The organism is Natrinema sp. CGMCC1.2065 (assembly GCF_051225675.1).
Taxonomy (GTDB): Archaea; Halobacteriota; Halobacteria; order Halobacteriales; family Natrialbaceae; genus Natrinema; species Natrinema thermotolerans.
This window is the reverse complement of sequence record NZ_JBPJSJ010000011.1, coordinates 91,555-104,107: the sequence shown is the minus strand read 5'-3', so window position 1 is coordinate 104,107 and position 12,553 is coordinate 91,555. Positions and strand designations below refer to the sequence as shown.

The window sequence follows — 12,553 nt, the reverse complement described above, 5'->3', positions numbered from 1 at the left end:
GTGAAACCTGAATTTCAGTACTGAAACTATACTTGTAAATATTCTGCTTCGATTTCGGTCCGATCGCCGAGCGAACCGAGAACTCGAGTACGTCGCTACACCGCGGCGAGCGCCGCTCGAGAGACGCGTTGCTGACCATACTGTCCTGGGCCCGTGTCGGGCAGGAGCAACGCTCGCGAGACCGGAACAGTGCTAGAGGTCCTCGTCGGGGAGTGAAACGGGTTCTGCGGCCTGTTTGACGGACTCGTAGCGCTGTTCGGCCCAGGTAAGGGCAGCGGGGTGTCGGTAACGATGAGTCCAGCGATCCCTCGTTCGGTGAATCCCCATCAAGGGCGATGCCGAGCATTTCGCGTACAACGACGAAGCGGACGTCGCCGAAATCAAGACGGGCGAAAACACCCTCGTCAGAGCGCGACGTGACGATGGCGAGATCCGCGTCGAAAACCTCGTTCTCGGCGACGCGGTCACGACCGAGGCGCTGGAGACGCTGCAAGCCAGTGACGACTGGACCGAAGCCCTCGAGAACGGCGAGGTGGCGACGGTCGATACGGCCGACGCGGCCGCCCATCGCGACCTCGAGTCGGGAGTCTCGAGGGTGTTCGTTTCCGCGACGCTGGAAAGCGGTGCCGATACCCTTCTCATCGCCGAAATCGACGGGGCCGAACTGGAATCCGTGTACAGTCTGGCCGGACAGTCCGACGGGATCACCACGCAGGAATCGGCGATCGACTGCTGGGTGAACTGTATCACGTGGGGTACCTTCTGTGCGACCCCGTGTCAGGTGTGTGTCGCCGACCCGACTCGAGTCAGCTGTGCCCCCTGTGCGGTCTGTATCGGTGGTACCGCGGCCGGCTGTGCAGCCAAGTGTGGTATCGAACAGTTCTGGTAACTACCGAAGCGAGACGACGAATTCGCCCGAATCGATACTCAAAGCCCATTTTTCGAGCGACGGCGTAACGACCGATCGTTGGTACCGTTCCGATCGAGAGGCCCGAGACTGAGATTCATGGAATCGTATACTCCTCGAACGTCCTCACCGCTCGTCGGTAAGAGACCGCCGAGACCGCGATCGCGAGTGCGACCGTTCCGACGAGCGACAGCAGGCGAACGGTTGGTATCGAGACCCCGAGTCCCGTCGACAGCGGCTCGTTCACAGGCGAGAGATACCCCGTGAGCGCCGGCAGGCAGACGAGCCCGACGAGTGTCATCACGACAGCAAGCTTGAGAAACGACCGTCGACCGGTCTCCGAGTAGACGGTCGTGGCGACGAACGGGATCGGGACCGGGCGAAAGTCGCGATATGACACGTCCATGCCGATCGCTGCAGCGACGGTGACGCCACAGAGACAGAGGGGGACGGTCGCGAGGGCGGTCAAGATCACTTCGAGGCTGCCGAGGGGGCTTCCCACCCCGGCAACGGCGGTTATCGCTACCGTCACCGGCGCGCCGACCGCGGTTCCGGCAAGGACGGTCCCGCGGACGAACTGGCGGCTCGAGGCGGCGGAAAGCGTCAGGGGGAGCGCGGGATACTCGACGCTGAGTAACTCGAGTCCGAACGCAAGGCCCGTCCCGACGGCGAGGACGAACGCGAGGAGAATCGGTGTGACCGCCAGTATCTCGCCGGCAGCGAGAAGCGGTAGATAGACGATCGGCAGGATGAGCAGCATGTATCCCGCCGTCAACAGGCCCCGGGGGACACGCCGTTCCTGAAGCCATCGCTTTCGGGCGACGGCAAGAACGGGCCGGGAAACCCAGCGACCGAACAACCACGTTGCGAGCCCGGGTCCGAGAAGCGACCGCGAGCGGTGGACCGTTCCGGACCCGACCGGATCGGTATGCCAGATTCGGTCAGCGAGCCTGATCGCCACGGCTGTACAGAGCGGGAGTCCAACGCCGAACAGACAGAGCGCGCCGATAGGACGGCGGCCGACCGGCTCGGACCCCGTCAGTCCGAGTAGACCGAGATCGGCGATCCAGGTGATCGGAACGACCGGAAGCCACGAGACGAGACGGTCCAAACCGACGGCACCACTGGCCAGTACGAACCACGCGGTCACGAGGGCCGCGAATCCCGCCGCGTACAGAAGCGTTCTGTATCGGCGGATTCGGGGCGATCGGAGGGCAGCGAGTTCCCGACCGAGGCTCAGCGTTACACCGACCAGCGCTGCGAGCGCGACGCCGCCGAAACCGGCGAGCAAGACGGTAATCAATCCTAACAGGGATTGGTGTCCGACAGCGAGCCCGGCCGCGAAACAGACGGCGGGCAGCGACAGCGGAACGGCGATCCCGGCGACGACCGTGCCGACGGTGCCGAGCGCGACCGTTCGAGTCGGAACGCTTGTAAGAAGCAACGCGGGTTCGATGCGCTCCATTACCGTCGACGTGCGTCGATCGAATACCCAAACCAGCGTGAGAAACCCCGAGACCGTGGCGACGTGTATCGTCTCGAGGGGGAGAGCGGCGGTTCCCTGCCGTAACGATCGGCTGACCTCGTACGCACCAACCCCGAAGAGTACGGCGGCCGAACCGAGTGCCACGACGAGGATCGTGCGCCACGCCGATGATCGACCGAGCCGCCGTCGGGCGCGCCGCCGCTCAATTCGTACGATTTGGAGAGCCTGACGCATTCGTACAGTGATCAGTCGTGTCATTCACCACCCACTATCGAAAAATTATCAGCCAGTGTACTTAATTCTGGATGTCGAGCCGGCCGCCAAGGACGAGCGGGTAGGTCCCCGACGGTTGCGGACGGGCCGGATTCCGTCGCCGGCCCGCGCTCGCGTGTGATCGCAGTTTTTTCGACCGGTGTGGATTCGAAACACAGATTTAGGACCGTGGAACAGGAAGACACGAACCGATGACCACTGGCGTCACCCTCGAGAGTCGTGCCGACCGGCGGGATCGGACTGGGCGACGGCGATCCGGGGCGAGAGACGCGGGCGTCGGGCGGGTGATCGCGCCGTGACCGGCGTCGCGATCACCGATGCGGTCGACACCTACATCCAGCGCAAGGCGGTGGGCGATCCCGACGGCTCCGGCGCGGGTGCTTACGCCTCCAACGCCGAGTCGATCCTGCGGCGGTGGGCCGAGTGGCTCGAGACCGACCACGGGATCCGATCGATCGACGCCCTTGCAGTCGATCACATGCGCGCCTACGCAGCGGAACTTCGCCGCCGGACGGAGCGTGGACAGTACACCGCCTCGACCGCCGGCACCTACTACGCCGTGGTCCGGGCGTTCCTCTCGTGGTGCGTTCGCGGCGGCATCCTCGAGACCAATCCCGCCGCGACCGACCGGGCCGAGGCGGCGCTGCCGGCCGCCGACGCCCGGCCCACAAGCGACTCGTGGACGGCCGACCAGCGCCGCGAACTCGAGCGCCACGTCCGCGAGCGAGCGCTCGAATCGGGGACCCGGTCGACGAGCGAGCGCCGCACCCGCCTGCGCGAGTACGCGATGGTGGCGGTCCTCGCCCATTCGACGGTCCGGGGATCGGAGCTGTTCCGGGTCCCCGACGACGACCGCCGCACCGGCGCGACGTGGGATGACGTCGACTTCTACACGGGGACGATCCGCGTGCTTGGCAAGTCCCAGCGCCTCGAAGACGTCCCTCTCCCGGCCCGAGCGCGGACGCCGCTGCGTCGGTATCGGATCGTACTGGACCCGCCCGCGAACGACTGGCCGCTGTTCCCGACCGGCCACGCCCCGTCGATCGCCCGCCGCGTGCGGACGGTCCTCGCTGAGCGTGGCCACGACGAAGCAGAGATCGAGTCGCTGCTCGAGACCTCGACGGCCCGGGAACTCGCCCGCGAGCGCGCGATCGCACCGCCGGCCATCACCACCGAGGGGGCGCGGTCGGTCCTGCGCCGGCTCTGTGAGGCGGCCGGGCTCGAGGTCGACGGCGACTACTTGACGCCACGCGGGGTCCGCGGGGACCGGATCGACGACGACTACCGACAGGAGGCGACGGCCTCGAAGCCGACGCTGCGGGCCTCGGTGTTAGAGCAGTCGATCGCCGTCCCGCCGGAGGAGCCGCTGGTCGTCGATGCCGAGCCGGTCGAGGGCGAGGAGTCAAGCGATTCCGGCTGAGAAAGCGGTCGTCGAACGATCAGACGACGAGCAGCCAGAGGACCACCGTCAGGACGAGCGTCAGTAGGAGGACGGTCGTTCCGATGCTCGTTCGGAGGTGGATCGTCGACGGCCGGCCGCCGTCCGTCGGCTGCCGTTCCTCGACGTCGACCAGCGGGAGCCGCCGTGCGGCCGCGTCGACCGCGAGGACGGGATTGTTTCCGATCCAGTAGCAGCGCTTGACGCCGCCGACGACGACTCGGTCGACGGCAGCGTAGATCTCGGTCACCGCGAGCATCGTCCATCGGCTGACGTGGTAGGTTACGGGGTAGACGATCATCGCCGGATCCCCGAGATCGAGTTTCGAGAGGGGCTTGCGAACGACGACGAACGTGACCGCGGCGACGGCAGTCAGAATGCCCGCCGTCTGGAGGTGGCTCGTGCTGTAGGGATGCATGTGGCCTTCGTCGTTCGGGTAGGCGAACGTGAACTCACCGCCGCCGTGGGCGTGCAGCGTCGGCGCGAGGTCGGCCAGCCCTTCCCACCAGACCCCGAAGAGGACGCAGGCTGCGCCGAGGCCGAGCATCGCGACGGTCTGGCCGGGCTTGGCGTCGGGAACCGAGACGTCGCTCTCGCCGTGGAAAAAGACGTAGTACCCGAGCTTGATAAAGGAGAGTAGCGTGCCGATCGCGCCGAGCCAGAGCAGCCAGTACAGCGGCTCGGAGGCCTCGATTCCGTAGTAGTGGGGATCAGCTGCGTCGAAGAGCATCCCCTTGCTAACGTACCCGTTGAAGCCGGGAATCGCGGTGATCGAGAGCGCGCCGAGGCCGAACCCGATCGCGGTCAGGGGCATCTCGCGCCAGAGCCCGCCCAGCTCGTACAGATCCTCCTCGCCGGTCCGATAGATGACGACGCCGACGGCCATGAACAGCAAGCTCTTGAACAGGATATTGTTGAAGAGGTGACTCATCGCGCCAGCGACGGCGATTTCGCTCTCGATCATCCAGGCACCCATGCCGATCCCGGCGACGATGTAGCCGAGTTGGGCTTGGATGTGATAGGAGAGCAGCGCCCGCATGTCGTGTTGGAGGAGCGCGAAGGTCGCGCCGTAGACGGACATCAGGCCGCCCATGTACGCGATGTAGATACCGAGGTCGCTCTCGGCACCGATCGGGAACGCCCGGTAGAGGACGAACGCGCTGGTCTTGGTCGTGTAGACCGAGAGGAACACCGAGGCGGCGATATGGGGCCGCGGGTAGGTGTCGGGCAGCCACGTGTGAACGCCGATGAAGGCGACGTTGACGCCCATTCCGAGTACCGCGAGCAGGGCCGGGATTCCGTCCGCGATCCCGGTCCCGTCGTAGATGAAGGTGCCCGTCTGGACGTAGTGGGCGGCGACTGCCAACATCACGAGGACGCCGCCGGTGCCGTGGAAGAGGGCATACCGGAAGCCGGCCCGGACCGCGTCGCCGCCGTAATGCCAGACCACGAGCGTGCTGGTCACGGCCATCAGCTCCCACATGAACAACAAGACGAGCCAGTCGCCGGCGAAGGCCGCGCCGACCGACGAGGCCACGTAGACGAGCGCGAACGCGACCAGCGTTGTACTGGCCTCGCTCGAGTAGGCGTAGATGACGCTACAGACCCCGAGGAAGCCCAGCCCGAGCCCGACCATTCGGGAGAAGTCGTCGATGTAGTAGGGGACGACCTCGAACCCGAGGAAGGTCCCGGCCAGGTGCTGGCCTTCCGGCGCGACCAGCGAGATCGCGAGGACGGCCGCCAGACTGAGCGCGCCGACGGTGAAGCCGGCGATCCGGGGCAGGACGAGGACGAGCAGTGCCGCCGCAAAGATCAAAAGCGGCGGGTACGCAAGCGACAGGACTTCGAGTTCCATCAGTTGTTCACCTCCGTCATGAGTTCGTCAAAGGGGACGGTCCCCAGTTCCTCGAAGGGCATTCCGAAGACCTCCTCGGCGATCCGCGTCGCCAGCTCGAGGAAGACCGCGTAGTCGGGGCCGACTCCGAGGACGACCGCGCCCGTCGCGATGACGGCGATGGGCGCGAGCATGAGCCACGTGCTTTCGGTAAACGGCGAGCGGCGCTGCCAGACGTCGGCCGGCGGGCCGCCGGTGAGGTGGTCGTCGTGGTTGCCGTGGTGGTCGACGGCACTGACTTGCTCGCCCACGGGGACGTCGGCGTCGCTCGGGTACTCGTCGACGGCGTACTCGTAGTCGCCGTCGTCGGCTGCGGCGGCGCGTTCCGGCTCGGTCGCGTCCGCGTCGCCGGCAGGCGCATCGGCCTCGCCGTCGGTCGGCCGACCGCCGTCGGCGGCGACGTCGTCCGCCTCGGTGCGGTAGGACTGAACCAGCCCGCCGGCCGGGAACTCGAGCAGCGGTTTGGCGTCGTGGCCGTCCTCGCTCTCGAAGAAGGCGGTGTAGACGACCGGCCAGAAGTAGCCGACGTTAAGCACCGCCGAGAGCAACAGTGCGCCGGCAAAGAGCCAGTAGCTGCCGCCGACGTCCGCGCTGCCGATCAACATGTAGAACTTGCTGACGAAGCCGGCGACCGGCGGGAGCCCGGCCATGCCGGCCGCGCCGATCGTGAACGCCGCCATCGTCAGCGGCATCCGTTTGCCGATGCCGGCCATCTCGCTGATGTAGTCCGTGTGGGTCTCGACGTGGATCGCCCCGGCACAGAAGAACAGCGTCAACTTCGCGAACGCGTGGGCAGGGATGTGGAACAGGGCCCCGACCACGGTATAGGGGTGCAGCAAGGAGAGTCCGAGGACGATGTAGGAGAGCTGGGCCGTCGTCGAGTAGGCCAGCCGGCGCTTGAGGTGGTCTTTCCGCATCGCGATGATGCTGGCCGCAGTCAGCGTGAACGCGGCGACGATGGCGACGGGGATGTTGAGCCCGATTTCGCCGATTCCCGGCACATCGAGCGGGAGATCGTAAATGAGTCCCGGCCCGTAGACCTCGAGGATCACTCGAGCGATGCCGAACGCGCCGGATTTGACGACCGCGACGGCGTGGAGCAGCCCGGAGACGGGCGTCGGCGCGACCATCGCATCCGCGAGCCAGGAGTGAAGCGGCATCAGCGCGGCCTTGACGCCGAAGCCGGCGATCAGCAGGAAGAAGGCGGCCTGTGCGTAGACCGGTTCCGCCTGTGCCGCGGCGGCCAGCGCCTCCATCCCGCCGGCCTCGAAGGCCAGCGTCGGATCGCCGACGAGGCTCGTCAGCCAGTAGATCATGACGGTGCCGGCGAGCAGGAAGACCCCGCCGCCGAAGAACGTGTAGGTGAGGTACTTCCGGCCGGCGATGCGGGCCTCGCTGTCCTCGTTGTGGGCGACCAGCGGGTAGGTCACCAGCGACAGGAGTTCGTAGAAGACGAAGATGGTCACCAGGTTCGCGGCGAACGCGATGCCGACCGCCGCCGAGAGGCTGGCGGCGAAGGAAGCGAAGAAGCGCGTCTGGGAGTGTTCGTCGAGCCCGCGCATGTAGCCCGCCGCGTAGAACGACGTGAAGATCCACAGGAAACTCGCGAGCAGGGCGAAGAAGATCCCCAGCGGGTCGGCCCGCAGGGCGAAGTCCAGTCCCGCGAGGAACTCGACGCCAGTCGAGTCGGCGAGGCTCCATCTGAAGACGGTCCCGTCCATGACGGCCGGCAGCATGCTCGCGACGATGGCGAACTTCCCGAGGGCGGCCAGGACGGACCACCCTTCACGGAGGTTCGGCCGGCGATGCGACGCAACGATCAGGACGATCGCGACCGCCGAGACGAGGACGGCCGCGAGCGGGCGGATGTCTGCGACCATCAGTTGAACACCTCCGTGAGGAACGGCTCGAGCAGGTCGGCGATCGTGCCGCCGGCGAAGCCGAGCGCGACGGCGACGACGGCAGCGACCACGACGACGGCGATCATGCCGATCGAAACGGGATCAGCCGCCCCCGCGCCGCGGATCGCGGCCGCGGCGTCGGTGTCGGCCGTTCCGCCGTCGGTCGCGGCCGGCCCCGGACGACTCGCGTCGGCGGGTGCCGACGGCGTGAAGTACATCTTCTCGAGCAGGCGAGCGGCGTAGGCGAGGGTGAGCATGGTGCTGAGGAAGATCACGGCTGCGACGGGCCAGAGCTGCGATTCGACGGCACCGACGGCGATGTACCACTTGCCGACGAAGCCGACGCCCGGCGGGACGCCGACCAGCGCCAGCAGGAGGACGGCCATGGAGCCGGCGACGAACGGCCGCCGTTTGGCGAGACCGGCGTATTCGTCGACAGTGCGTGCGCCGTAGCTCGTCGCGACGAGCGCGGCCGCAAGGAAGAGGCCGGCTTTCAACACGCCGTGTCCGATGAGATGGATGGCGGCACCGATCAGCGCGGTTTCGGACTCGCCGGCGATGACGACGCCGTAGGCGGCGATTACCAGTCCGAACTGCGAGACCGACGAGTAGGCGAGCATCCGCTTGACCTCGGTCTGGATCACCGCCAGAACGGTGCCGGCGAGGACGCTCACGCAACCGATCGTCAGGACGATCGGAGCCACGTTCGGCGTGCCCGCGAGGTACTCGACCCCGAGGACGGTGACGATGATGCGGCCGAACGCGTACGCGGAGGCCGTCGAGACGAGCGCCGCTATCAGCGGCGTCACTCCGTCGGGGGCCCGCTGGTAGGCGCTTGGCTGCCACGTGTGCAGCGGCCACTGGGCGACCTTGACGGCGAAGCCGACGATCATGAACGCGATGCCGGCCCGGATCAGGGTGGTGTTGGCCTCGGGGATGGCGCCGGCGAGTTCGACCATGTTGAGCGTCCCCGTCGCCATGAAAACGAACGCGACCCCGATCAGGTACATCGAGGCGGCGACGGTCCCCAGGATCAGGTACTTCAGGGCCGCGACCGCCGCCTCGGGGCCGTCGCCGCTGGCGACCAAGGCGTAGGTCGCGATGCTCGAGATCTCGAGGAAGACGAAGAGGTTGAACACGTCGCCGGTCAGCGAGATGCCCAGCAGACCGGCGACCAGCAGCAGGTAGGCGGTGTAGAACGTGTTCCCGCGCGGGCCGCCCCGGCGCGTGAACGCGAGGACGCCGGCGGCGACGGCGGTCACGAGCAGGACGATCAGCATCGAGAACTCGTCGGCGACGAGTTCGATCCCGTACTCGCGGGGGTAGCCCCCGAGCCGGTGGATCACGTTCCCGTCGGTGTAGACGGCGTTCGCGAGGGCGACGGCTCCGACGAACAGGCCGCTGGTCGTCGCCGCGGCGACGGACCAGCCGGCCCGGTCGAACCACAGCCCGAGTGCGATCGGCAGCGTCGCCGCCAGAATGGGGGCGGCGATCAACAGCGGCGGGAGCAGGTCGATACTACTCATCGGCACGCACCTCCCGAAGGGTGTCCTCGCGGAGGGTGCCGTACTCCGAGTAGATCCGGATAATCAGCGCCAGCCCGACCGCGGTCAGTGCGATGCCGACGACGATGGCGGTCAGGACGATGACCTGCGGCAGCGGGCTCGCGACCATGACCTCGCCCGGCGTGCCCTCGTGGGGAACGATCGGTGCCGAGGCACCGTCGACGTCGATGTAGGCCATTGCGACGAAAAACAGGAAGATGGCCGTCTGGAACAGGTTCACCCCGATCAGCTTCTTCACGAGGTTTTCGCTGGCGATCACCATGTAGATCCCCAGTCCGAGCAGTACGAACGTCAGGACGTAGAGGTAGTGGCTCGTCAGCAGGTCAATCATCGTCGCTCACCTCCGGCTCGGCCGCGTCCGGCGCGTCGTCGTCGACGCCGCTGACGCCGCCGGTGCCGCTGGGCCGGTCGGACGTAAAGCCCGCTGCCATCGTGAAGAAGAGGCTGATGATGACCCCCGAGACGATCAGCGAGATGCCGCCGATCTCGACGGCCTCGAGCCCCCACTTGGGCTTGATATCGAAGACCGCCTTGAGCTTGTAAAACTCGAGGAACTCCCCGCCCAGCGCGATCATCCCCAGCCCGATCGCGCCGAAGATGACGACGCCGCCAGTGACGAGGCCGGTGATAACGGAGTTGCGGAGCCACTGGCGGGTCGGGTCGATCCCGAAGGCAAAGGCGAGCATGAGGACGGTGACGCCGACGATGGTCCCACCCTGGAACCCGCCGCCGGGGGCGTCGCCGCCGTGGAAGGTCATGAACAGCCCGTAGGTGAGGGTAAACGGTGCGATGATCTTGACGGCGGTCATGATCACCTGACTCTCGGTGTAGGTATCGTCGTAGTCGGTCATTCAGGCGAACACCTCTCGTTTCAGAACCAGCAGCGTCGAGACGCCGGCGGCGAAGACGACGACCGCCTCGCCGAAGGTGTCGAACCCACGGTAGGCGGCGAGGACGGCGGTGACGGCGTTCTCGACGCCGGTCTGGTGGTACGTCTCCGTGATGTAGTGTTGGGTTACGTCGGGGTTCGACCAGACGGGTGTCTCCGTGCTTCCGACCGCGTACATCTCCGGCAGGACCGCGGCACACAGCAGGAGGACGAACGCGCCGACGACGACGACCGCCGGGACGTGGATCCGCTCTCTGAGCCGGTCGGTCGTGGGCCGGGTCGTGCGCGCGATCGTCAGCAAGAGCAACAGCGTCGTGACGCCGGCACCGATCGCGGCCTCGGTCATCGCCACGTCCGGGGCAAGCAGGAACGTATAGATGATCGCCATCCCGAGGCTGTAGGCCCCGAAGACGATGATCGTGGATAACACGTCGCGAAACAGTGCCGTCGCCACCGCCGTCGCGAGGACGAACGCGACGAGCGAGTAGACGAAGAGGCTCATCGAGTCTCGCCCTCCGTTTCGGCGGTCGAATCGTCCGGTTCGCCCTCCTCGGCGAGGATCGGCTCGACGCCGGTCTCGGCCGCCGATCGCGCGATCGCGTGGGCGGCCGTCGGGTTCGTGATGAATACGAAAAACAGCAGCAAGACGGTATAGACCGCCGCGTGCTGCCAACCGAACGCCAGGGCGACGCCGGCCAGCGCAAAGCCCGCCCCGAGCGTGTCCGTCTGGGAGGCGGTGTGGGCCCGCGCGTAGATGTCCGGCAGTCGGAGGACGCCGATCGTCGAGACGAGCGTGAAGAACACGCCCAGTCCAAGCAGGGCGACGATCGCCCAGAACCGGACCGTCTCGAGGGTTACCTGCAGCGGGGTCGGTTCGATCACAGCACACCACCCCGCTCGACGGTGAACTTCGAGATGGCGACCGACATCAGGAAGTTCAGCAGGGCGTAGATCAACGCCACGTCGAGAAACCACCGCTGGTCGAGTCCCGCTGCCAGCAGGGCGAGGATGACGACCGTGTTCGTCCCGAGGACGTTGACCGCAAGCAGTCGGTCCTGCGTGGTCGGCCCGACGACCGCCCGGTAGAACATCGCGATCGCCAGCACGACGAACAGGCCGGCCGCGGCGAGGAAGACGTCCTCGAGCGGGACCGGCGTCACAGCTCGTCACCTCCGACGATCTCGGCGTCGTCGCGTTCGCGCGGCGAGGGGATCGCGGCCGACTCGCGGCCGTAGAAGACGAATCTGATCCCTCGCTCCAAGCCGCCGTCGAAGAGGTCCTCACGGGCGGCGGGAATCAGCGTATGGACCAGCAGCCGCTGGTCGGTGGCCCGGACGGTCAGCGTGCCCGGGGTGAGGGTGATGCTGTTTGCCAGTGCGGTCAGGGGTAGCCCGCTTCTGACTCGGGAGTCGACCTGCGTCAGCGTCGGCTCGATGGGCATCGACGGCCGGAGTATCACGGCCGAGACCGCGATGTTCGCCTTGACGATCTCCCAGAGTAGGTAAGGGATATAGAGGGCAAAGCGGACGACCCGGATCGGCGACTGGACACGGTCCAGCGGCACCGAAAACGTCACCCGCGCAAGCGAGATGGCGACGATGCCCGCGACCGCCGCGCCGGTAACCAGATCGAACCAGTAGGTGGGATCGCCCAGGACGAGATAGAAGCCGTAGGAGATCATGAACGTCGCGAACAGCCGGTCGAAGTCCTCGCTCCCCGTGAGTCGGCCGCGGCGGGTCGAGCGCTCGACCGGTGCCTCGTCGTAGGCCAGTCCGATCCGGTCGAGTTCCCGCTCGAGGGGCTGGAGGATGCGAGCGGTGACGCCGGGCTCGTATTCGGGATCGAGGACGACTCGGTCGAGGTCGTTCTCGGCGGCGTAGGCGTCGAAGATCTCCGCGTAGTCACGGGGACCGAAGAGGTATTCGTCGGCGCCCAGCGTCGCCGTCTCGATCGTCACGTCGGCCTCGCCGGCGTCCTCCTCGACCCAGTTGCGTGCCCGCGACAGCAGGTCGTCGGCGTCCTCGTGCTGGCGCGCGCTCTCGGGGACGTCGTCGTCGTAGGGAAGGGCAACGACCAGGTGACACTCGAGCGAGTCGGCGCGCTCGAGGCCCGACTGGACGGCGTAACCGACCGTCTGTCGGACGGTCACCGTGTCCGACAGCGGGACGAGCAGGCGTTCAACCGCCACGGCCGTTCCCTC

The 12,553-nt window shown here is 66.9% G+C and carries 12 protein-coding genes; 2 read left to right on the top strand and 10 right to left on the bottom strand.

Annotation, left to right across the window (positions count from 1 at the left end; all coding sequences use genetic code 11):
- Positions 1 to 532 precede the first annotated feature (532 nt).
- Positions 533 to 889 (top strand): hypothetical protein, encoded by a 357-nt coding sequence (locus ACSBP4_RS12745; RefSeq protein WP_233274357.1) that lies wholly within the window; start codon positions 533 to 535, stop codon positions 887 to 889.
- A 115-nt stretch (positions 890 to 1,004) separates the two neighbouring features.
- On the opposite strand, the gene ACSBP4_RS12740 is transcribed toward ACSBP4_RS12745, so the two are convergent.
- Positions 1,005 to 2,372, bottom strand: coding sequence for a hypothetical protein (locus tag ACSBP4_RS12740; protein ID WP_435552425.1), 1,368 nt, complete (start codon positions 2,370 to 2,372; stop codon positions 1,005 to 1,007).
- Between the two features lie 589 nt (positions 2,373 to 2,961).
- Between ACSBP4_RS12740 and ACSBP4_RS12735 the strand changes: the two genes are divergently transcribed.
- On the top strand, positions 2,962 to 4,086 hold the full coding sequence (locus ACSBP4_RS12735) for a tyrosine-type recombinase/integrase (RefSeq protein ID WP_006650406.1): 1,125 nt from the start codon (positions 2,962 to 2,964) through the stop codon (positions 4,084 to 4,086).
- 19 nt (positions 4,087 to 4,105) lie between these two features.
- Here ACSBP4_RS12735 and ACSBP4_RS12730 read toward each other — a convergent pair whose 3' ends face one another.
- Genes ACSBP4_RS12730 through ACSBP4_RS12690 form a run of 9 tightly spaced genes read right to left on the bottom strand, consistent with a single transcriptional unit; the run spans position 4,106 to position 12,541 of the window.
- Positions 4,106 to 5,959 (bottom strand): Na(+)/H(+) antiporter subunit D, encoded by a 1,854-nt coding sequence (locus tag ACSBP4_RS12730; RefSeq protein ID WP_435552424.1) that lies wholly within the window; start codon positions 5,957 to 5,959, stop codon positions 4,106 to 4,108.
- Complete coding sequence (locus tag ACSBP4_RS12725; protein ID WP_435552423.1) at positions 5,959 to 7,878, bottom strand: proton-conducting transporter transmembrane domain-containing protein; 1,920 nt, start codon at positions 7,876 to 7,878, stop codon at positions 5,959 to 5,961. The genes ACSBP4_RS12730 and ACSBP4_RS12725 overlap by 1 nt, the downstream gene beginning before the upstream one ends.
- Positions 7,878 to 9,425 (bottom strand): monovalent cation/H+ antiporter subunit D family protein, encoded by a 1,548-nt coding sequence (locus ACSBP4_RS12720; protein WP_435552422.1) that lies wholly within the window; start codon positions 9,423 to 9,425, stop codon positions 7,878 to 7,880. The genes ACSBP4_RS12725 and ACSBP4_RS12720 overlap by 1 nt, the downstream gene beginning before the upstream one ends.
- A complete protein-coding gene (locus ACSBP4_RS12715; protein WP_435552421.1) occupies positions 9,418 to 9,795 on the bottom strand; it encodes a cation:proton antiporter subunit C in 378 nt (125 codons plus the stop codon). Before ACSBP4_RS12715 ends, ACSBP4_RS12720 begins: the two co-directional genes overlap by 8 nt.
- Complete coding sequence (locus ACSBP4_RS12710; protein ID WP_006650401.1) at positions 9,788 to 10,315, bottom strand: MnhB domain-containing protein; 528 nt, start codon at positions 10,313 to 10,315, stop codon at positions 9,788 to 9,790. The genes ACSBP4_RS12715 and ACSBP4_RS12710 overlap by 8 nt, the downstream gene beginning before the upstream one ends.
- A complete protein-coding gene (locus tag ACSBP4_RS12705; RefSeq protein WP_006650400.1) occupies positions 10,316 to 10,855 on the bottom strand; it encodes a DUF4040 domain-containing protein in 540 nt (179 codons plus the stop codon).
- Positions 10,852 to 11,235, bottom strand: a complete 384-nt coding sequence (gene mnhG / locus ACSBP4_RS12700; protein WP_006650399.1) for a monovalent cation/H(+) antiporter subunit G — start codon at positions 11,233 to 11,235, stop codon at positions 10,852 to 10,854. The genes ACSBP4_RS12705 and mnhG overlap by 4 nt, the downstream gene beginning before the upstream one ends.
- Positions 11,232 to 11,513 (bottom strand): cation:proton antiporter, encoded by a 282-nt coding sequence (locus ACSBP4_RS12695; protein WP_006179556.1) that lies wholly within the window; start codon positions 11,511 to 11,513, stop codon positions 11,232 to 11,234. Before ACSBP4_RS12695 ends, mnhG begins: the two co-directional genes overlap by 4 nt.
- Positions 11,510 to 12,541 carry a monovalent cation/H+ antiporter subunit E gene (locus ACSBP4_RS12690; protein ID WP_049966379.1) on the bottom strand — a complete coding sequence of 344 codons (1,032 nt, stop codon included), beginning with the start codon at positions 12,539 to 12,541 and terminating at the stop codon, positions 11,510 to 11,512. The genes ACSBP4_RS12695 and ACSBP4_RS12690 overlap by 4 nt, the downstream gene beginning before the upstream one ends.
- Positions 12,542 to 12,553: the final 12 nt, after the last annotated feature.